Annotated in this window: 18 protein-coding genes and 1 pseudogene; 9 read left to right on the plus strand and 10 right to left on the minus strand. The window is 70.1% G+C overall.

Annotated features, from left to right (window positions below):
* Window positions 1-45: 45 nt before the first annotated feature.
* The gene (locus tag P8A20_RS16625) at window positions 46-234 is read left to right on the plus strand and encodes a hypothetical protein (RefSeq protein WP_147958440.1); all 189 of its coding nucleotides are present in this window, start codon (window positions 46-48) and stop codon (window positions 232-234) included.
* 70 nt (window positions 235-304) lie between these two features.
* On the opposite strand, the gene P8A20_RS16630 is transcribed toward P8A20_RS16625, so the two are convergent.
* From P8A20_RS16630 to P8A20_RS16655, 6 genes are all read right to left on the minus strand, one after another.
* Window positions 305-3,259 (minus strand): tetratricopeptide repeat protein, encoded by a 2,955-nt coding sequence (locus tag P8A20_RS16630; protein ID WP_306103758.1) that lies wholly within the window; start codon window positions 3,257-3,259, stop codon window positions 305-307.
* Between the two features lie 212 nt (window positions 3,260-3,471).
* A complete protein-coding gene (locus tag P8A20_RS16635; protein ID WP_147958441.1) occupies window positions 3,472-4,203 on the minus strand; it encodes a phosphatase PAP2 family protein in 732 nt (243 codons plus the stop codon).
* Window positions 4,204-4,502: 299 nt separating this feature from the next.
* The gene (locus P8A20_RS16640; protein WP_306105157.1) at window positions 4,503-5,492 is read right to left on the minus strand and encodes a bifunctional lytic transglycosylase/C40 family peptidase; all 990 of its coding nucleotides are present in this window, start codon (window positions 5,490-5,492) and stop codon (window positions 4,503-4,505) included.
* Between the two features lie 115 nt (window positions 5,493-5,607).
* Complete coding sequence (locus P8A20_RS16645; protein WP_306103759.1) at window positions 5,608-6,063, minus strand: hypothetical protein; 456 nt, start codon at window positions 6,061-6,063, stop codon at window positions 5,608-5,610.
* Window positions 6,064-6,164: 101 nt separating this feature from the next.
* Entirely contained in the window at window positions 6,165-7,961 is a 1,797-nt protein-coding gene (locus P8A20_RS16650) for an alpha/beta hydrolase (RefSeq protein ID WP_306105158.1), read from the minus strand.
* A gap of 5 nt (window positions 7,962-7,966) precedes the next feature.
* The gene (locus P8A20_RS16655; protein WP_147961056.1) at window positions 7,967-8,347 is read right to left on the minus strand and encodes a hypothetical protein; all 381 of its coding nucleotides are present in this window, start codon (window positions 8,345-8,347) and stop codon (window positions 7,967-7,969) included.
* Window positions 8,348-8,555: 208 nt separating this feature from the next.
* On the opposite strand from P8A20_RS16655, the gene P8A20_RS16660 reads away from it, so the two are divergent.
* Window positions 8,556-9,188, plus strand: a complete 633-nt coding sequence (locus tag P8A20_RS16660; RefSeq protein WP_306103760.1) for a histidine phosphatase family protein — start codon at window positions 8,556-8,558, stop codon at window positions 9,186-9,188.
* Window positions 9,189-9,276: 88 nt separating this feature from the next.
* Window positions 9,277-10,854, plus strand: coding sequence for an adenosine deaminase family protein (locus P8A20_RS16665; RefSeq protein WP_306103761.1), 1,578 nt, complete (start codon window positions 9,277-9,279; stop codon window positions 10,852-10,854).
* Here the strand turns inward: P8A20_RS16665 and P8A20_RS16670 are convergent.
* Window positions 10,842-11,306, minus strand: coding sequence for an ATP-binding protein (locus tag P8A20_RS16670; protein ID WP_147961054.1), 465 nt, complete (start codon window positions 11,304-11,306; stop codon window positions 10,842-10,844). The genes P8A20_RS16665 and P8A20_RS16670 overlap by 13 nt on opposite strands.
* Before the next feature lie 201 nt (window positions 11,307-11,507).
* On the opposite strand from P8A20_RS16670, the gene P8A20_RS16675 reads away from it, so the two are divergent.
* The 3 genes from P8A20_RS16675 to P8A20_RS16685 are packed head-to-tail and all read left to right on the plus strand — an operon-like array spanning window position 11,508 to window position 12,778.
* Window positions 11,508-12,353 (plus strand): helix-turn-helix domain-containing protein, encoded by an 846-nt coding sequence (locus P8A20_RS16675; RefSeq protein ID WP_147961053.1) that lies wholly within the window; start codon window positions 11,508-11,510, stop codon window positions 12,351-12,353.
* A 10-nt stretch (window positions 12,354-12,363) separates the two neighbouring features.
* Complete coding sequence (locus tag P8A20_RS16680) at window positions 12,364-12,552, plus strand: DUF397 domain-containing protein (RefSeq protein WP_306103762.1); 189 nt, start codon at window positions 12,364-12,366, stop codon at window positions 12,550-12,552.
* Window positions 12,545-12,778: a DUF397 domain-containing protein gene (locus P8A20_RS16685; RefSeq protein ID WP_306103763.1), complete on the plus strand. Its 234-nt coding sequence runs from the start codon at window positions 12,545-12,547 to the stop codon at window positions 12,776-12,778. Before P8A20_RS16680 ends, P8A20_RS16685 begins: the two co-directional genes overlap by 8 nt.
* A gap of 21 nt (window positions 12,779-12,799) precedes the next feature.
* Here P8A20_RS16685 and P8A20_RS16690 read toward each other — a convergent pair whose 3' ends face one another.
* From P8A20_RS16690 to P8A20_RS16700, 3 genes and pseudogenes are all read right to left on the minus strand, one after another.
* Window positions 12,800-13,405 (minus strand): hypothetical protein, encoded by a 606-nt coding sequence (locus P8A20_RS16690; RefSeq protein ID WP_306103764.1) that lies wholly within the window; start codon window positions 13,403-13,405, stop codon window positions 12,800-12,802.
* Window positions 13,406-13,461: 56 nt separating this feature from the next.
* Complete coding sequence (locus P8A20_RS16695) at window positions 13,462-13,995, minus strand: TetR/AcrR family transcriptional regulator (protein ID WP_306105159.1); 534 nt, start codon at window positions 13,993-13,995, stop codon at window positions 13,462-13,464.
* 22 nt (window positions 13,996-14,017) lie between these two features.
* A pseudogene (locus tag P8A20_RS16700) lies at window positions 14,018-14,853 on the minus strand (alpha/beta fold hydrolase).
* Between the two features lie 205 nt (window positions 14,854-15,058).
* Here P8A20_RS16700 and P8A20_RS16705 point away from each other — a divergent pair.
* The 3 genes from P8A20_RS16705 to P8A20_RS16715 are packed head-to-tail and all read left to right on the plus strand — an operon-like array spanning window position 15,059 to window position 19,366.
* Window positions 15,059-17,644, plus strand: a complete 2,586-nt coding sequence (locus P8A20_RS16705; protein ID WP_306103765.1) for a polysaccharide lyase family 8 super-sandwich domain-containing protein — start codon at window positions 15,059-15,061, stop codon at window positions 17,642-17,644.
* Window positions 17,645-17,693: 49 nt separating this feature from the next.
* The gene (locus P8A20_RS16710; protein ID WP_371934401.1) at window positions 17,694-18,674 is read left to right on the plus strand and encodes an aldo/keto reductase; all 981 of its coding nucleotides are present in this window, start codon (window positions 17,694-17,696) and stop codon (window positions 18,672-18,674) included.
* Complete coding sequence (locus tag P8A20_RS16715; protein ID WP_306103767.1) at window positions 18,671-19,366, plus strand: ribonuclease FAU-1 family protein; 696 nt, start codon at window positions 18,671-18,673, stop codon at window positions 19,364-19,366. Before P8A20_RS16710 ends, P8A20_RS16715 begins: the two co-directional genes overlap by 4 nt.
* Window positions 19,367-19,685 lie beyond the last annotated feature (319 nt).

Genomic DNA, 19,685 nt, shown 5'->3' on the forward strand with positions numbered 1-19,685 from the left:
GCCCACTCGCTGCCCGTCGCACGGCGTCCCCGGTACCGTGGACGCGTGTATCAGGACCCCTCGGACTCCCCCGTCCACAGCCCCTCTCCGGAACACACCACCACGACCGTGGAACGGGGCTCGTTCTGCCTGGCACGCTGCAGCTGCGGCTGGTCGGGCGCCGCCAGACGCTCCCGGGACCGGGCCCGCACCGATGCCCAGGAGCACCTCGGGGCGCCGGAGGAGCGGGGCTAGGAGTTGGCGCCGGAGGTCGGGCGCGGGCGGCACGGGCGCGAATCATGCGTCCCCGGGCCGAGATCCGCTGTCAACGGTGCCGAAGCGTCTCCCGCAGCCTCCGCGTGACCGGCTCGATGCCCGGCCCCGCTTCGGGACTGAGCGTGCGAAGAAGCGACAGGTCCTCGATGGTCTCCCTGATCGGATCCCCGCCGGGGCCGAGCGCGATCAGCGCCTCGCACACGGCGGCCGCCCTGTCGGGGTCGAGCAGGGCGCAGTGGAGGAGGAGCAGGCCCTGATGGGCCTCCACAGCCGCGTCCCCTGTGCCCGCAGCGGCTGCGGTGAACAGGCGCAGGGCGTCCGCGAAGCGCGCCTCCGCTCCCGTGGTCTCACCCGCCGCCCGCAGCACCACGCCGTACAGCATCCGGTTCCAGCCGTCCTGCGGATCGATCTCGACGGTCCGGGCACAGTCGGCGAGGGCGTCCTCGTGCCTGCCCAGGCGCAGATACACCCGGGACCGGGCGCTCAGGGCCCAGTCCGAGGTCGGATCGATCTCGATGGCCCGGGTGAAATCGGCCGCCGCTTCCTCGTGGCGGCCCAGCCTCTCGTAAAGCTCACCACGGCTGCCCAGGGCCCAGCCGTACCCAGGTCGCAGGTCGAGGGCACGGGTGAAGTCGGCCAGGGCCTCGTCAGGGCGGCCGAGTGCGACGTACGCCTGTGCCCGGCCCTGAAAGGCCCAGGCGTAGTCGGGCAGGATCTCGACGGCCCGGGAGTAGTCGGCCACGGCCTCCTGCAACCTGCCCATGTCCTTCTTGAGCCGCGCCCTGCCCCCGACGGCCCAGGCGTACTGCGGGTCGATCTCCACGGCACGGTCGTAGTCGGCCAGCGCCTCCCCCTGCCTCTCCAGAGCCTCGTGCACCCGCGCACGGCTGCCGTATGCCCAGGCGTACTGCGGGTCGATCTCCACGGCACGGTCGTAGTCCGCCAGCGCCTCCCCGTACGAGCCCATCCGCTCGAAGAGCTGGGCACGGCTACCGATGGCCCACTCGTACGACGGGTCGATCTCCAGCGCACGGTCGTAGTCGGCCAGCGCCTCCTCGTGCCGCTCCAGAGCCTCGTGCACCCGCGCACGGCTGGCGTACGCCCAGGCGTACCGCAGGTCGATCTCGATGGCACGGGCGAAATCGGCGAAGGCCTCGTCGTGACGGCCCAGGTTCCGGTAGGCATCGCCTCGGCTGCCGAACGCCAGGGCGTATCCCGGGTCGATCTCCACCGCACGGGTGCAGGAGGCGACCGCTTCCTCGTAACGGCCCAGTACCCGGTAGGTCTCACCCAGCCCCGCATGGGGGCGGGCCGCGTCCGGTGTGAGGGCGACCGCTGCCTCGCAGTCCGCCAGCGAGCTCCCTGCATCGCCCACGTGCCGGTGTTCCTCGGCACGGACGGTGTAGGCCAAGGCCCTTCCGGCGGCGTCGAGTTCGGATGCGTTCAGCAGCAGGGTCAGCACGACCGCACCCGGCTGCTCCTGCTCCGCCGCGGCCTCCAGCCGCTCCCCCCACGAGACCAGGGCCGCCGCGTCGGTGTCGAGCCCGGCGCCGCCGAGGATCTGGGCCCAGCGACGCAGCGTGGCGACGTCGAGACCGATGGCGTAGGCACTCTGGCGGAGGGCGTCGGGAAGGGCGGTACGAGGATTCGCGCACAGCCGGTGGTACGTCTCGTTCAGCCGGTGCTCCCGCCAGACGGCTTCCTTCCAGAGCTCCTCGGGGTCGGTGCCGAGGTCCGCCTCCACTGCGAGCCGCCGCTGCCGGAACACATCGCCCAGCCGGGTGTGTGCCTGCTGCCAGCGGGCGGGTGACCGGGTCCGCTGGAGCCGCAGCATCGCGGCGCGTACGACGTCGTGGTAGCGGCAGCGGCCGGCCTGGGGAGAGACGAAGGCCAGGCCGCGCAGCCACGCGTAGCTGCCGGCCGCGGACTCCGGGACGACCGCACGGTAGATGTCCTCGTCGGTCTGCAGGGGCAGCGCACAGGCCAGGGCGGCCTCGCGGCGCTCCGGGTCGGGCTCCCACTTCAGGAATCTCTCGACCGCCGTCTCGGAGGGGTCGCCCATGGCCGCGCCGCCACCCGGATCGCTCCGGGCCAGCATGTCGACGAGCAGCGGAAGCCGTCCGGACAGGCGCAGTACCAGTTCGACGCTGGGTTCGTCGGTGACCCCGTGGGTGGAGAGCAGCGTCCGGGCCTCCTCCTCGGAGAAGACCTCCAGGGTCACCTCGGTGACCTGGCCGAGGTGATCGCCCCAGACCCGGGTGTCCAGGCGCAGTTGTCCGGCCAGCACGATCTGCACGTTGACGGGCAGGCTGCCGTATTCGTCCCCGAAGGCGATGGCCCGCAGCCAGGTGTCCAGGACCGGCCCGGTCCTCTCGTACACGTCGAAGAACAGCACCACCCGCTCGCACCGTTCGGCGACGTCCGCCAGGTCGTCGAGGAAGACGGGGGCGAGACCCGTGAGCGGGTTCATCACCAGCTGCACATCGTCGTGGCTGCGCAGGCGCGTGTTGAGCATCGCCCGCACCCGGTCCGCGCCCAGTGCCACCTGTTGCGAATCGACGGCCCCGGTGAACAACGCGGCCCCGGGCACCAGCGCTCCCAGCCCGGCAAGGCCCATCTGGGCCACCACCGTGCTGGACGGCGAAGGTACCGCCGCTCCCGGCTCACCCGGTCCTGGCTGCGGGGCGGAAGCAGCGCTCTCGGCCTGGTGCCTGCGCTGCCGATAGGTGGTCAGCTGCTTGTCGAACCTCTTCAGAGGATGCCCCTGCCGGCCGAGCCCGGCGCTGACGGCCTCCATGGCCTCGATCGCGTCGTGCACCTCGTCGTCCACGTACGCCGTGACGACGGAGGCCTGCTCGCGAGCCGTGGACTCCCACTGCCGCACCAGGGTCGACTTCCCCACACCGCCGTTGCCCCGCACGTGGAAGAGATACGGGAAGTCGGCTTCCTCAGGGTCACGGGCGAACGTCTCCCGGAACACCGCCAGCTCACCGCGACGCCCCACGAACCCCGTGCGCTCGCGCCGCCGGTTGACTTCCTGCCTTGACGGCCGCCGACCGGCCACACGCACCACCCCCGCGGTCCCCGCACATGATGCCCCGTCACCGAAGGAGCGATGGCGGAACGAAAGAAATCAGCCAATTCTCGGAACATGCGTGAGGGGGCGTCCCACGGGACACCCCCTCACGTCGCCCTCACGTCGGCGAACTGCGCGTTCTACGCGGCGAGATCCTTCTCGTCCGGCGCGCCGCCACGGCCGGGACCCCGGCTCGGCTCAGGAATCCCGCGCGACTCACCCCGCCCGTCCAGGACGGCGGTCGCACCGCCCGCGCGGACGAGCCAACCGGTCGCCCCGGTGCGGGCCACGGCGCCCACCAGAGGTGTCAGCAGCATCATCGCGAGCGGGGCGAGCAGCAGTGCCACGGCCGTACCGAGGGCCAGGCCGCCGATCACGTCGGTCGGATAGTGCACGCCCATGTAGACACGGCAGAAGCCTTCGAGGATCGCCAGCCCGATCGCCACCAGGCCGAACTTCCTGTTGGCCACGAAGAGCCCCACCGCGATCGCCATCGCCATCGTCGCGTGGTCACTCACGAAGGAGAAGTCCGTCTTGCCCTGCACCAGGACCTCGAGCCCCTCGTGGTCGAGGAACGGACGCGGCCTCTCCACGAAGCCCCGGATCGGGATGTTGATCAGCAACGCGATCCCGGCGGCGAGAGGCGCCCACACCAGCCCGGCGACCGCCGTCACCGAGTCCTCGATCGTCCCGCGTCGGCGCACGCTCCACCAGCACCACAGGACCGCCAGGACCATGGCGAACATGATCCCGAACTCACCGACGAACTCCATGACCCGGTCGAACCAGGTCGGAGCGGCCTTCGCCAGCCCATTGATGTCGTAGAGCAGGCTGACATCGGGGTTCGACCCATCGAGTGCGAGTCCAGCCATCTGCCGCGGCCCCTTGCCTTGTCTGCTGCCGCGACGCACAAGCGTGCGTCGCCCTGGTCTGACCCCCGTGGTCGGTGCGGATTCACTGCCGCGTCACGCCATCATGCCGTCACGCCCGACCGGTCCGGGCAGTCACGCATGGTCATGTGCGCATGCTGTCCCGGTCCAGGGAACGACCTGTCAGCGACGGACGTTCCGTTCTCCACCGAATGATCACCATGACGTTATCGAAGAGTGACTCATCGTCGCAGCTCAGGGCCCAGGCTTCACGGAGAGTTCCGGCCACGGACGACCGGGCGTCAGCTCTCCGGGAGCGCTGTCGGAAGCGCCGCGGCACCGTCCTTCGTGACCCTTGTCGCACCGAAATAGTCAGGGGTGTCGATCTTGTCGAACCGGATCACCGCACCGGTGTACGGAGCGTTGATCATGTACCCCCCTCCGACATAGAGCCCCACGTGCCGGATGGCCCGTGAGTTCTCGAGGTCGTCCGAGAAGAACACCAGGTCGCCGGGGAGGAGCTCGTCCCGGGCAGGGTGCGCCCCCGCGTTGTACTGGTCGTTGGCAACCCGGGGCAGCTCGATGTCGACCGTCCGGTACGCGGCCTGCGTCAGCCCCGAACAGTCGAACCTGCCACCCTGGTCGGCCGTCCCGTTCCCACCCCAGAGGTAGGGAGTGCCCAGCTTCTTCTGCGCGAAGTAGATCGCCCCGGCCGCCTGCTGCGAGGGCTGCACCCTGCCGACAGGCTTGGCGAAGCTCTTCTCCAGGGACCGGATGATCTTGACGTAGTTCTGCGTCTCGCTGATGGAGGGCACCCCGCCCGACTGGATCACCCGGTAGGCGCCCGCGTTGTAGGCGGCGAGCATGTTGTCGGTCGGGTCGCCCGGCACCTTCTTGACGTAACCGGCCAGTTCGCAGTCGTAGGACGCGGCGGACGGGATCGCGTCGGCCGGGTCCCAGACGTCACGGTCCCCGTCGTTGTCCCCGTCGATGCCGTGCGAGGCCCAGGTACCGGGGATGAACTGCGCGATGCCCTGCGCGGCGGCGTGGCTCTGGGCGCGCGGGTTCCAGCCGCTCTCCTGGTACAACTGTGCGGCCAGGAGGGCGGGGTTGATGGCGGGACAGAGATTGCCCCACTTCTCCACGAGTGGCTGGTACCGCGCGGGCACCGCCCCCTTGGCCAGCCCGACGGCCCCGCTCGCCCCGGCGATCCCGGCGGCGGCGGAGTACGTCCCGACGACGAGCAGGGCGATGAAGCACAGGCCCAGCCCGATCCCACCGCCGACGAACACCCAGTATTTCCGCACTCCCCAACCATCCCCCATTCGGGCGCGCTTCACCGCACGATTCGCTGGTGTGTACGGGTGGATGGGTGCATGAGGGGGCGTCAGGGGCGGCCGCGAAGGGTCAGGGGGCGCCGGCGGACCAGAAGGGAGAGCGGATGTTGGGGCGGGGGATGTTCTCCATGCCCTCGTAGGTGGGCGCGGTGGCCTGGGTGGTGGATTCGGCTACCTCGGACTCTTCGACACAGGGGGTGTCGACCTCGAAGAACACCTGCCCCTCGCCCCCGACGATCATGCTGACGCCGAACCCGTCCTTGGTCTGGGCAAAGATCGCCGGAACGTCCGGATCGTTGTTGATGGATTTCATCCGGTATCCACTGGCCCGCCAGGCACGATCAACCACGCCCAAGAAGTTTCCTCTGCGTTCCGGGGAAACGATGGTCATGACGGCACGCCTTCTGGTTACGTCGCAACTGCCGGCAGTGGTGGGCCCGTGGGTCCACCGCACCTCCGGTTGAATTTGATCGAACATCTCGTCCAGCATCTTGTCAGCGCGATTCGCTGCCTCCTGCATGTCCATCTCAGACCTCTCATTCCCCGCAGATGACGCAGGACTGCGCGAGCAACCCGTCAGAGCGATAAATACCATTGCAACGGCAGTTGCGTAACGGAGTGAGTGAATCACCGGTACTCCTCAGATTTGACCTTCCCGGACCGTCCTGCCGCGATAAGGGCAATGCTATTTGCCGATGCCGGATCCCGAACCGGGTCAAAGTATTGAGAGTGTGCGTCAATTGAGACTCCCCCGCCACCAATGAATCTTGGACCATCATCCACGGGGAAACGTTTGGCGCCGAACGCCTCACTTGCCGGGTCCTTACCGAACCAAAGGTCGTCGTCGCCTTGGTCGGCGACGTCTCCCACGACATAGATGAAGGGACCGGACAGAGATGCCATGGCTCCGGCCGCCACCTGCTGCTTGGATGGCATCTTTGTCACTACGTCGTTCTCGGCCGAACCGACGAACACATGGTCCTTCCCCACGCCGAGGTCCTCGGCACGATCAACACCCACCCCTGGACTTCCAACCAACACGATGTCATCAACCCCAGCGATTCCGCCTTCTTGCTGCGCAGCCGCACCTACAGTTCGAGAGCCGTACGAATGCCCGATGGCCGTGAAGTGAGGGTCATCATTTTCGTTCGTCGCGGAGAGCCCTGCGGTAAATTCACTGAAGCGCGCTCCACCATTCTCTGCACGAGCATCACCTGCCACCGCCAAACTACTGAAGCCATCAATTATCTGTGGCGCGTCGTAACCGAGCCAGGCAATTGCCGCACTGGAGGGGTCGTGATACCGGGCGCCAATCGCGGTGTCACGCGCTCGCTTCAGGTCACCCTCCGCGAAATCCTCGTCCAGCGAAGTATTCAGCCCCGGCACATAAGTAGCCACGTTCTTCGACGTATCCGGGTTTCCGTAGGAGACGATCGCTCGCCCATTCCCCTCATCACTGATGCCCAAGAGCAACATGGGCGGCTCTCCGGGCTTGGGTGCGGCCCCCAACTGCCGGTCGATCTCCCGCAGTCCCGCGAGCTGCGTCATCGACCTCTCGTCGTCTCGTCCCTCCAGCTTGCCGATCAGCAGCTGAAGGTTGTCCCGGTTGGCCGCGTCGCGGACCAGGGCGGGGATTCCGTCCAGGTTCCCGATCTGGTCCGGGTACACCGCGAGGTACTCCTCCCGCTGCTCCTGGGTCAGCCCCGCCCACCAGTCGCGCCGCGCCTCAGGAGACGCGTCGTGCGGGATGGCGTCCTTCAGGTACGCCCCCGCCGCGTCCCGCACCTCCGCCGCGTCGCCGGCGGCGTCCTTCCAGGTGGAGGCCGGGACCTTCAGGCCCTCCTCCGCCTTCAGACGGCGCAGGATCCCCGCGTACCGCCAGTCGATCTCGGCCGCCGAACGCACCGCCCCGCACAACCGGTCCGCGATGTCCTGCGCCTTGGCCGCGTGGGGGTTCGGCGCGACCAGGCCCGAAGGCGGCGTCAGCCCCGTGGCCCCGCCCGACGACGCGGTACCACCCCGCAGCGGCGCCCCGTCGACGAGTCCCTCGCCTCCCGCCGGGTAGGTGACCGACCCGTTCGCGTGCACCGTGAACTTCAGCGCGGCCGCGTCCTCCAGCGCCTCCGTCAGTGCCCGCTGCTGGGTCCTCATCTCATGGGCCAGGGAGTTCAGCGTCGTACGGAGCAGCCCGCACTCCGTGTACACGTACTGGAAGTTGCGCCCCAGCTGCCGCAGTCGGGCAACCGCCGCCTGCGCCGCCTCGCCCTCCTGCGTGTCCCGGAGCCCGGTGAGCAGTTGCTGCTCGATGCGGTCCCGCGCCACGTCGGCCCGGTTGCTCGACCTGCCCCACCCGTCGGCGGCACCCTCCAACTCGGCGCACTTCACGTCGCGTAACTGCGCCCAGGTCAACGTAGGCGTCGGCATCGGCGTCACCGCTCGTCCCCCTCGCACACCCGCACCGAGGTGAAGGAGGACCTGACGGCCTCGTTCGTGCCGCCCTGGACACGTGCGACATCGCGCAGCTTGTCCGCCAGGCTGCCGCACTCCCCCTGCGCCACCTGGATGCGCCGCTCCCAGGACTCCCGTACAGCCGCCAGCTCCGCAAGGGCGGTCAACCGGCCCGCTCCGGACATGAGCCCCTGATGCGCCAGGCTCAACTCCTGCTGCACCGGCGCCAGATGCGTCTTCAGCTCGTCCGCACCGCCGGCGGCACGCAGCCACGGTCCGTCGCTGTGCTTCAGCCTCTGCCCACAGCCGTCCCCGCCCGACGGCGGTGCCGTCCCGTCATTCCGCCCGCGCACGCCAGTCATGCCCGCTCACCCCGTTCCTCGATCACGGAGCGGCACTGTCCCAAAGGCCGCACACCCGACACGCCGGGCACTCGGCCCGGCGTGAGCCGGACCCCCGGCCCCGTAAGGAACAGCCCGGTCCCGACATCACCCGAACGCGCGACCCGGAACCGACGGTGGGCAGGACGCCGTCCACCCCGGCATCCACCCGACCAGCCGAAAGGGCCTCATGACCACGGCAAGGACCTCGACCCGTTTCCTCTACATCGCCCGGCACGGCGAGGCGTCCCAGGACGAGACCGAACTGACGGAACGGGGCCGACGCCAGGCGGCCCTCCTCGGCGAGCGGCTCCGTGGCATACCGCTCTCCGCCGTCCACCACGGCCCGCTCCCCCGGGCCGCGCAGACCGCCCGCCTCGTCCACGAGGGGCTGAGCCGGGACATCCCGCTCCAGGTCTCGGAGGAGGCCGGGGACTACGTCCCGTACGTCCCGAGCCGGGAGGAGCTCCCCGAGGAGTCCGCGGACCGGCTCCTCGGCTTCGTGCGACAGTTCCCGGAGGACGAGCGAAACCGGGGCCCGGAGCTGGCCGGCGCCGCGATGGCACGGTTCACCGGCGTGGTCTCCGGCGACGAGCCACGTCACGAACTGGTAGTGACCCATGCTTTTCTGGCCGCCTGGTTCGTGCGCGACGCCCTCGACGCCCCCGCATGGCGCTGGCTGGGCCTCAACCACGCCAACGCCGCGCTGACCGTCGTCCGGTACACCCCCGGCCGCCCCGCCGCCCTGGTCATGGTGAACGACATGGGTCACCTCCCGGCGGAGCTCCGCTGGACCGGCTTCCCGCCCGAACTGCGCGTCTGAACCGGCCCTGCGGAGAGTTCGCCCGGACGGATGGTTTACGGGGCGCGGTCCACGCGGCCCGGGGTCGCGCGGGCCGGTCTTCGTGATCATGCAAGACGTGATCTCCGTACCCCACAACTCAGCGCGGGCCCGACGGTTGTTGACAGCCGCAGGACTCGTCGCAGCGGCCCTGGCCGCATCCCTGCCCGCCGGGCCGACCGCCAGGGGCGCCGCCCCCGAAGCCGTACCGCCACCCCGGCCGGTCACCGCCGCCGAGGCCCGCACCGCAGCGTGGCTGGAGGCGCACCCGCAGCGGCCCGGGAACTTCTTCCGCGATCTGCCCAAGGGAGGCGACCTGCACAACCACCTCTCCGGAGCGGTGCAGACCGAGTACCTCATCCAGCTCGCCGCCGACGACAACCTCTGCATCGACGCCACGACGACCGCCGTCGCACCGCCGTGCGCCACCGGCACCCGGCCGGCCGCGGACGCCCTGACCGATGCCGCGTTCCGCCAGAAGCTCGTCCGGGCCTGGTCCATGCAGGACTTCCCTCAGGGGGAGTCGGGGCACGACCACTTCTTCGCCACGTTCGGGAAGTTCGGTGCGGCGACGTCGCACCGCGGGAAGATGCTGGCCGATGTCGCGGGCACCGCCGCCACGCAGAACCAGACCTACCTGGAGACCATGGTCAGCCCCGCCTCGGCCGGAGCCCGGCAGCTGGCGACCGAGGTGGGCTGGGACGCGGACCTGGCCGCCCTGCACAGCAAGCTGCTGGCCGGCGGCAGGCTGGACCAGCTGGTGACGGAGGCCACGAAGGAAGCCGACACCGCCGACGCCGAGTTCCGCGACACCGCGGGCTGCGCGACCGCGGAACCCCGCCCCGCATGCCGGGTCACGGTGCGCTGGATCTCCCAGGTGTCCCGCAACAGCGTCCCGGAACGCGTCTTCACACAGATCGCCCTTGGTCTCCGCCTCGCCGAACGCGACCAGCGGTTCGTCGCCGTGAACCTGGTCCAGCCCGAGGACGGCGAGATCTCCCTGCGGGACTACCGCCTGCACATGCGGATGCTGGCCTACCTGCACGGCGTCTACCCCGACGCCCACATCACCCTGCACGCGGGCGAGCTCGTCCCCGGCCTGGTGAAGCCCGAGGACCTCACCTTCCACATCGACGACGCCGTACGCACCGGCCAGGCCGAGCGCATCGGCCACGGCGTCGACCTCGTGGAGGAGGACGACTGGCGGAAGCTCGCCCGCGACATGGCACGCCGACAGGTCGCCGTGGAGGTCCCGCTCACCAGCAACGCGCAGATCCTCCAGGTCGAGGGCGACGACCACCCGTTCCCCGTCTACCGGAAGTACGGCGTACCCGTCGTGCTGTCCACCGACGACCCCGGCATCTCGCGAGGTGACATCGGCCAGGAGTACCGGCGTGCGGCCCGTACCTACGGACTCGGCTACCCGGAACTGAAGGACCTGGCCCGGGCCTCCCTGGAGTACGCCTTCCTGCCGGGACGCAGCCTGTGGCGCCCCGACCCCGTACGCCAGGGCTGGCGCCTGACCCGGGAGTGCCAGGCGCCGGAGTCCGACCGCTGCGCCCGACTGCTCGCGAACAACCCGAAGGCCCGCCTGGAATGGCGCCAGGAGCAGAGCTTCCGCACCTTCGAGGCGCGCTACTCCGGCTGACGCCCCCGCCCCGGGCAGGGCGGGAAGGCGCACTCCACCCACAGCACCTTCCCGCCCTGCCCGGGCAGTCCGCTCCTGATCGGGTACGCGCCCCAGCTCTCCGCACACTGCCGCACGAGCTGAAGTCCGCGCCCCCGCTCGGCCAGGACCTCTCTCTCCTCCAGGGCTCCGCCGCAGAACGGAGCCGGAATCTCCGGATTGCTGTCCCACACCCCGACCCGCACCCGGTTCCGCCCCGCTCCGCGCATCCGGAGCGAGTACGGACCCGAGGAGTGCCGGTACGCGTTGGTCACGAGTTCGCTCGCCAACAGCTCGGCCGTGTCGACGAGATCCCGCATCCCGTGCACCCGAAGGACGGTCCGCAGAGTCGACCGGGCGATCCCGGGCCCGCGGGGATCCTGCGGAAGTTGGAGGGTGTACGCCCAGGGCGGCGTTACGGTGGCCAGAACCATGGAAGTCTCCGTTCACGGAGGGGCGGTTGAGGTGCTGTCGCAGGGCCCGGTGACGAGACCGCTCCGTCGAGCGGGGTACTTCCGGGCGGGTGGCCTGGGTCCAACGTAGCCAGTTCTGGATAATGCATTAACCGAAAGCTGAGTAATGAGTGAACTACCACTCGTCCGGGTGACGAGGCGTTCGAGGGGGCGAGCCGATCGATGAGAACCAATCCGACAGGCCGCCAACTGCGTCTCGGCTGCGAACTGCGCAAGCTCCGTGAACGCGCCGGTCTGACCGCGACACAGGCAGGCCAACTGCTGGGCGTGAAGCAGAACCAGATCAGCAACATGGAAGCCGGGCGCGTGGGCGTGAGCCCTGAGAGGGTCCGCACGCTGGCCGGCCATTACCGATACGCGGACACGGAAGTGGTCGCGGCCCTCTGCGACATGACCGCCGACCGTACGCGCGGCTGGTGGGAGGAGTACCGGGAGATCCTGCCCTCGCCGCTTCTGGACCTCGCGGAGAGTGAGCACCACGCGGCTCGGCTGCGCACCGCGGTCACTGTCCACATTCCCGGTCTCCTCCAGACACCGGAGCACGCTCGCGAGATCTTCCGCCAGGACGCCCCGGAGCTGTCTCCTCCCGACATCGAGCACCGCGTCTCGTATCGCGTCAAACGACAGGCCGTGCTGTTCCGGAGTGCCCCGACCGCTCAGCACGTCGTCATCCATGAGGCAGCGCTGCGGATGCAGTTCGGCGGAACCGAGGTGACACGCCGCCAACTGGAGCATCTGGTGGAGATGAGCACGCTCGATCACGTCGTGCTTCAGGTCCTGCCGTTCTCAGCCGGAGCCTTCGCCGGTTCAGGGCAGTCGATCTACTACATCCACGGAGCCGTACCGCAGCTCGACAGCGTCAACTTGGATCAGTCCCACGGGCCCGTCTTCCTTGACGAGGAGACGCAGTTGCAGAAGTACCGCGTCCTGCTGAGCCGGATCGAGGCCATCGCGCTCTCACCCGAGAAGTCACGCGACTTCATACACACCGTCGCCCGAAATCTGTGAGGGATCAGAAATGTCCGCACTCGCATGGCAGAAGTCGTCCTACTGCGCCCAAGGCAATTCGTGTGTACACGTAGCGACCGACGACGGATCCGTGGCCCTCACCGAGAGCGGCGATCCCGGCGGCGCGATACTCCGGACGAGCCCGGCCGCCTGGGCGGCCCTGATCCGCGCGGTCAAGGAGACCCGGAACCGTGCCTGACCAGCCCGTGGCCCTCACCTGGACCCGCGCCGCACCCGAGGGCGCCGAAGGACCCGGGCCCTGGATCGAGATCGCGTTCGGCCCCGAAGGGCTCGTACACCTGCGCGAGACCGGCGATCCCGGGACGGTCGTGACCACCACGGCACAGAAGTGGGAGGCATTCACCAAGGGCGTCATGGCAGGCGAGTTCGACCACTTCGCCGAGCCCCCCACACCGGGAACCTGACGTCCTGCGGAGCCCTGGTCCTCAACCGCAGTCGAGCGGTCCCACATCCGAGGCGACGATCGGGTCGGTGGCGGTGCCGCGGACGCGGAAGGTGCCGACGCCGGACCCGTTCCAGCTCAGTTCGTACGTGCCGTCGGCCACGGGACGGTGAATGTCGTCGGCCATCCAGGAACCCGACTCCCTCCATGCGACCCCGGTGGGGCCCACCGCGTAGACCACGCCGTCACTGATCTTCAGAAAGGAGGTCTCCCGCACCACCGCCGTGCAGCCGTAGGGGCCTACGGGTTCGAGCACGCGGTAGTCCGCTCCCCCCAAGAGGTCGCTGACCGCTCCGGCCGCACTGCCGAGTCCGGCTGCCGCCGTCAGAAGTGCGAGAGCGACGCGTGGCAGCACCCGACGACCCTGCGGGTACGTGTCGTCAGCCGAAACGCGTCGCACCACATGGACCGCCATGAGGATCAGCGATACGAGGCACAGGCCGGTACCCACCGCCCACCCGGGGACCACGCGCCCCATGACCACCAGCAACAGGCTGCTCCAGCCCGCAACAACGGCGAGGGCCAGGCCGGCCGTGGCGACGCGCAGGCACGTCACCTGTTGCATCACTGCGCTGACCCGATCATGCATAGCTCTCATCGAAGCACCCTATGACGGCGTAACCACGCTCCTCCGCACAGGAGTTCTCATGCGGCGCGCAGGCCCCGGTCGGCGAAGGCGATCAGCCATTCGAGGCTCTCGTCGATGTCCGCGCTCCACTGGAACCCGCCTCCCGCCTGCAACGTGGCGAACCCGTGGAAGAGGCTGCGGAGGGTGCGCAGGGCGTGGTCCACGTCGGGCTCGGCGATCTCGTAGCCGCGCAGGACCGCAGTGAACGCGTCGAGCAGCCGGCCCGCCGCGGAGGCCAGCGGGTCGTCCGGCCCGGAGGGTTCCTGGCCGAGCGTGGCGGCGTAGCGGCCCGGGTGCTCCACGACGAAGGCGCGGAAGGAGCGGGCGGCGGCCGCCAGGGCGTCGCGGCCCGCGTATCCCTGCACCGCGACGCCGACGGCCTCGGCGGCCTCGCCCATCGCCAGCTCCGCGATCCGCCTGTTGAGGTCCTCCACGCCGCTGACGTGCTTGTACAGGGACGGGGTACGCACGCCGAGTCTCTCGGCCAGCAGGCCCATCGTCAGGCTGCCGAGGCCCACCTCGTCGGCGAGGGCGGCAGCCGCGGCGGTCACCGACGCCGGGTCCAGGCCTGCCCTAGGCACGGGCGGCGTCCGTCCGCGTGAAGCCGAGCACGAGCGTGACCACCTGGTCGGGGAACTGGTCGTGCGGGTAGTGCCCGGCACCCTCGATCATCTCCAGGCGCCCGAGGCCGGACGGCAGGGCGTCGACGATCGCGGAGCCCTCGCCGTGCGGGTCGGCCCAGTCGGGGTCGAGCGTGCCCATCACGACGAGGACCGGGCAGCGGACGTTGCCGAGCTGAGCTCCAGCGTCGACCGGGGCGCTGCGGCCCATGCCCTGCATGGCCTTCATCCGGCCCGGTTCGCGCAGCATCGTCTCGATGCGGCCGAGCCGGTCGGCCCAGCCGGCCGCTTCACACCCGGGTAGGCCACGTCGAGGTACGAGCGCCAGAGGGGCACGCTGCCGAACAGCCCCGCGCCGAGAAGCCGCAGCATGCCCTGCCTGAAGCGCTTCACCTTCAGGTCCCCGAGGGCGATCGACTGCTTGCGGGTGAAGGGCGCCAGCTCGACGACCCCGGTGACCAGCGAGGGCTCCTGGGCAGCGGCGATGGTGGCGGCGCCACCGGAGACCGAGTGACCGACGATCACGGCCGGGCCGCCCAGGTGACGGATCACGGCCAGCAGGTCGCCGGCGATGGCGGTGCGACTCCAGACCGGCCAGTCGACGCTGGACTCGCCGCAGCCCCGCAGGTCGACCGCCGCGACCCGGTGACCGGCGGCCACCAGCGCCGGGACCACCTCGCTGTACGCGGCACGGCTGTCGCCCATGCCGTGCGCGAGGACGATCAGCGGACCGGAGCCCGCGACCTCGTAAGCGATCGAGCCACCGTCGACGGCAAGGTATTCGGTCACGACGCCCTCCAGAGCGTTTGGCTAACATCCTTAGGTAAAAGCTAATGCGATTAGCTTGCTGTGTCAACGGCACCGCGGTCCCGGCGGCTGCGCGCCATTCCTCCCCAGTCATCCGCCGCGCCAGGCCGTTGACACGCTGGAGAGACCGTTGGTTCGCTGGGAGCAAGGGCGACAAGCACTTACGGCCGGACCATGGAGTGTGCTGGTGGAGCTCTCACGTCGTTCCGCACTGTCCGCGATCCCCGCCGCCACGCTCTGGGCGGTTTCCCAGGCGCTGCGGGCCGAGGCGGCACCACGAAGCGACCCGACCGCCACGGGCGGCGCCTCCACGTCCTCGGCACCGTCGGATGCGGCCGTCCTCCTCCGCAACACCGTCGCGGTCCTCGCCGGCACCGCCGAGTCCAACGCCCGCCCCGAGGTCGCCCCGAAACTGGCCGCGCTGCGGGCGACGGCACGGACCAGGCTCGCGGCGATGGACCGCGCCGGGCAGGACGAACTCTTCGAGGGCGTACCCCTCGGCACCAGCGACCCCAACCTGAACACGTCGTACCAGTACCTCTACGAGATGGCCCTGGCCGCCTGCCTCCCCGGCGGCACCGACACCTCCGGCCCGTACGCCGACGCGACGGTCCGCCGCCGCGTCGTCGACGGCCTGACCCGGCTCCACGACGACTGGTTCGGTGACCGGTCGAAGGGCTACTACGGCAACTGGTTCCACTGGGAGATCGGCATACCGGGCCACGCCACCAGGACCCTGGTCCTCCTCCGGGACGACGTCGCCGAGCACCGTCCGGAACTCACCGCGACCTACATCGCCTCCATGGACGGCTACCTGCGCAACGGCAAGGACGGCGACGTCGATCTCGACTCCCGCTTCCACACCGGCGCCAACCTCGCCGACATCACGACGAACCGCATCTTCCAGGGCGCCCTGCTCGGCGACGAGGCCCGCATCACCAAGGCGCTCGCCGACCAGCTGACCGTCTTCGCGACGGTCGACCCCTACCGGCCGCGCCACGGGGTCACCGACGGCTTCCACGCCGACGGTTCCTTCGTCCAGCACGGCTCCGTCGCCTACACCGGCTCCTACGGCAAGGGGCTGCTCACCCGCATCGTCCAGACCGTCAAGATCCTCGACGGCACCGGCTACCTCCCTGACGACAGCCTGCCCGGTGTCGTACAGGGCTGGATCGCCGACGGCTTCGCCCCGCTGATCTTCGAAGGCTGGATGATGGAGATCGTCAAGGGACGCGCGGTCTCACGGACCGGCACGGGGTACGCGGACGTCACCGCCGTCGTGGAAGCCGTCGTCGACCTCTCCGCGCACACGACCGGCAGCGACACCGAAGCCCTCCAGGGCTACGTCAAACACGTCCGGCAGACGTCGAAGGCGGGCCTCGATCCCACCGCCTTCGTCTCCCCCGTCAGCATCGCCCGCTACGCCGACATCCTCGGCTCCCCCGTGCCCGCGACGGATCTCGGCCCCGCCGCCTCCCACGCCGCGTACAACGCGATGGACCGGACCGTCCACCGCCGGCCCGGCTACGCCTTCGCGCTCGCCCGCAGCTCCGCGCGGATCAGCATGTACGAGTACATGAGCGGCGAGAACCTCATGCCGTGGTTCCAGGGCACCGGCGCCCACTACCTGTACCTGTCCGGCGCGGACCAGCGGCAGGCGTTCGGCATCGACTACTTCACCGCCGTCCCGCCCCACCGGCTCGCAGGCGTCACGGCCCCCGCCGGAACGCGGCGCACCGTCCCCGAGCTGTACGGCACCCTCTGGTACGACAACCCCGGGCGCGGCTTCACCTCGTCCTCCGAATCGCAGAACGCCTACGTCTACTTCCCCCGCGCCACCCAGGAGTTCTCCGGCGGCGCCCGCCTCGACGCCTACGGATCGGCGGGACTCGTCCTGTCCGACGACGCCGCCCACGCCGCCCAGCAGGCGGGCACGCTGCCCGAGGACTTCGTCACCTACCGCGCGGCGCGGGCCACCAGGTCCTGGTTCATGTTCGACGACGAGATCCTCGTGCTCTCCGCGGGCGTGACCGGACCGGCGGGCCGCGCGGTGACCACCACCGTCGACAGCCGCATCGCCGACCCCTCCTCGCCGGTCACCGTCACGGGCGGCCTCCGCGACGGGTCGCCCTGGCAGCGGACCGGCACCGCCCCGCCGGCCTGGCTGCGGTACGCCGACGCGGGGCAGAGGACCTCGGTCGGATACGTCTTCCTGTCCGGCCCGTCACCGGTCGTCGCCCTCGACACGGTCACGCGCAGCCGACGCCTCGTACGCCTCACCAACGCGGACACGCCGGTGACCAAGCAGGTCTTCACCCTGTCCTACGAACAGTCCGCCGGAGCGCGGCCCGCCTCCATGGCGCACGCTCTCGTCCCGAACGCCTCCGCGGAGCAACTGGCCTCCTACGCGCACGGCCCGCTCTCCGTCCTGTCCAACACGGAACGCCTCCAGGCCGCGGCGCACACCCACCTCGGCATCACCGCCGCCAACGCCTTCACCCCCGGCACGCACCGGGCGGGACGCCTCTCGATCGACGGCCCGGCGAGCGTCATGCTGCGCCGTACCGAGGGCGGCACGTACTCCGTCGCGGTGTCCGACCCCACGACGACGCGGCGCACCGTGTCGGTCACCCTCCACGGCCGTCCCCTGCGGACCGTCTCGGCGGACCCCGGGGTCCGCGTCCACCACGTCCCCGGCGGCACCCGCCTCGACGTCACGACCCACCACGCCTACGGCCGCAGCTTCACGGCGACGCTGAGGGGGAGGGCTTGAGGCGGCGCACCGGCAACTGCGGGAACCAGGCCGGTGGAACAATCCGATGATGCACTCTTCATCGGAAACGATCAGCGCATCGGCATCCGGATCGGCAGCTTCAGCAGCGGCATCCGCGTCGGCAGCGGGACCCGTGTCTGCTGCGGGACCCGTGTCGGCTGCGGCGTCCGGCACCTGGGAGCTCGGGGACCTGACGGTCAACCGCCTCGGCTTCGGTTCGATGCGGCTCCCGCAGAACGGCGCGGCGTTCGCCGACCGGGCGTCCAGTGACCGGGACCGCTCCATGGGCGTCCTGCGCCGCGCCGTCGAACTCGGCGTGAACCACATCGACACCGCGGCCTTCTACTTCTCGCCGCTGAGGTCCGCCAACGAGCTCATCAACAGCGCGCTCTCCCCCTACTCCGACGACCTGGTCATCACCACCAAGGTCGGCCCCGGCCGGGACCCTTCCGGGGCGTTCGTATGGGCCGCCCCCGAGCAGCTGCGCGGCCAGGTCGAGGAGAACCTGCGCCAGCTCGGACGTGATCACCTGGACGTGGTGAACCTGCGCCTCGCGAGCAGCCAGGCAGCCGCGTCCGTCGCCGACCACTTCGGCGCCCTGGCCGAGCTGCGCGAGGCCGGTCTCATCCGCCACCTCGGCATCTCCAACACCACACCGGAACAGCTCGCCGAGGCCCGGAGCATCGCTCCCGTGGTCTGCGTACAGAACGCCTACGGCATCGGTTCCCCGCCCGAGGACCACGCGTTCCTGCGCTACTGCGGCGAACAGGGCATCGCCTTCGTACCGTTCTTCGCCATCGCGGGCGCCGGACGCGAGGAAGGCGCGATCCGGGCCCACGACGAGACGGTGATCGAGGTCGCACGCGGACACGGGGCGACCCCCGCCCAGGTACGGCTGGCCTGGACACTGCACCAGGGGCCGCACGTCCTGGCCATCCCCGGCACCGGCAATCCCGACCACCTCGTCGAGAACGTCGCCGCCGGTGCGCTGCGGCTCACCGACGAGGACCTGGCGCTCCTAACCCGATGACCGGGTCCGTGGGCGGGTCCTTGGGCGGGGGCAGGAGCGGTACGGACGCGGTGGGTCCGGAGGCCGGGCAGGTCCTGCGGTGGAACCTCTTCATCGGCGGCCACCTGAGCTCCTCCGTGCCCGTACGCCTGGTCGAACGAACAGAGGGAGGGCAGTGGGTGTGGCTGGAGTCCGGCACCCCGATGTGGCGGACGAAGCTCCCCCGCCGGGCGCACCTGCGGGACATCGCGCCCGAGGCCCGGCCCCCGCACGGCTATCCGGCAAGGGCCGGCCGGTGGCCCCGGGGCAGCGCCCTCATCCACCAGCCGGCCGGAGCCACGCACGCGGTGTTCTGGCTCTTCGGACGCGGACAACGGTTCCGCGGCTGGTACGTGAACCTGGAGCACCGGACCCATCACGGCGACGACATCGACGTGGCCGATCACGAGCTGGACGTCCTCGTGGCGCCGGACCGCAGCCGGCAATTGAAGGACGAGCGGTCGTTCGCCGAGAAGACCGGGCACCCCGCCTACTGGTCCGCGCAGGAGGCGGCGGCGATCCGTGCCGAGGGACGACGCGTTGCCGGTCTCGCCGAGGCCGGAGCGTTCCCGTTCGACGGCTCGTGGTGCGATTTCAAGCCACCGCCGCACTGGACGACCCCGGCCCGCGGCCCGGCGCCCGTACGCACCGTGCTCCGGGACCCGCAGACATGAGCCGCTCACAGCCGATCACCTGACGACGCATCGGCCGAAAGCCACCGGCGCACGCACGGCTCTCGAACAGCGCGTACGAATGCCCGGAGTCCGGTGAACGCATCCACCGCACCCGGAACCCATGGCCACCGTCGTTGCTAGCGGTCACGGAGCGTGATACACAGAGTAACCATGCATATGCGGGCGGAATCCGGCGCGAGCCGCAGGTCAGGGCAGCTCCTCCGGTCAAACGTGCGAGATCCGGGTAAAGAGACCCGGGAAGGCGTCGTGCGATGCCGGTTTCATCAGCGAAGATAGAGACCGACCCGTGTCGCACGGC

The organism is Streptomyces sp. Alt3, from assembly GCF_030719215.1.
Classification (GTDB): Bacteria; Actinomycetota; Actinomycetes; order Streptomycetales; family Streptomycetaceae; genus Streptomyces; species Streptomyces glycanivorans.

What these genes read in the sequence shown, in the direction of transcription:
- P8A20_RS16635 (WP_147958441.1), bottom strand. Translation starts at nt 4,203, where the DNA reads ATGGCTGGACTCGCACTCGATGGGTCGAACCCCGATGTCAGCCTGCTC.
- P8A20_RS16645 (WP_306103759.1), bottom strand. Translation starts at nt 6,063, where the DNA reads ATGGACATGCAGGAGGCAGCGAATCGCGCTGACAAGATGCTGGACGAG.
- P8A20_RS16650 (WP_306105158.1), bottom strand. Translation starts at nt 7,961, where the DNA reads ATGCCGACGCCTACGTTGACCTGGGCGCAGTTACGCGACGTGAAGTGC.
- P8A20_RS16655 (WP_147961056.1), bottom strand. Translation starts at nt 8,347, where the DNA reads ATGACTGGCGTGCGCGGGCGGAATGACGGGACGGCACCGCCGTCGGGC.
- P8A20_RS16660 (WP_306103760.1), top strand. Translation starts at nt 8,556, where the DNA reads ATGACCACGGCAAGGACCTCGACCCGTTTCCTCTACATCGCCCGGCAC.
- P8A20_RS16665 (WP_306103761.1), top strand. Translation starts at nt 9,277, where the DNA reads ATGCAAGACGTGATCTCCGTACCCCACAACTCAGCGCGGGCCCGACGG.
- P8A20_RS16670 (WP_147961054.1), bottom strand. Translation starts at nt 11,306, where the DNA reads ATGGTTCTGGCCACCGTAACGCCGCCCTGGGCGTACACCCTCCAACTT.
- P8A20_RS16675 (WP_147961053.1), top strand. Translation starts at nt 11,508, where the DNA reads ATGAGAACCAATCCGACAGGCCGCCAACTGCGTCTCGGCTGCGAACTG.
- P8A20_RS16680 (WP_306103762.1), top strand. Translation starts at nt 12,364, where the DNA reads ATGTCCGCACTCGCATGGCAGAAGTCGTCCTACTGCGCCCAAGGCAAT.
- P8A20_RS16690 (WP_306103764.1), bottom strand. Translation starts at nt 13,405, where the DNA reads ATGCATGATCGGGTCAGCGCAGTGATGCAACAGGTGACGTGCCTGCGC.
- P8A20_RS16710 (WP_371934401.1), top strand. Translation starts at nt 17,694, where the DNA reads ATGCACTCTTCATCGGAAACGATCAGCGCATCGGCATCCGGATCGGCA.
- P8A20_RS16715 (WP_306103767.1), top strand. Translation starts at nt 18,671, where the DNA reads ATGACCGGGTCCGTGGGCGGGTCCTTGGGCGGGGGCAGGAGCGGTACG.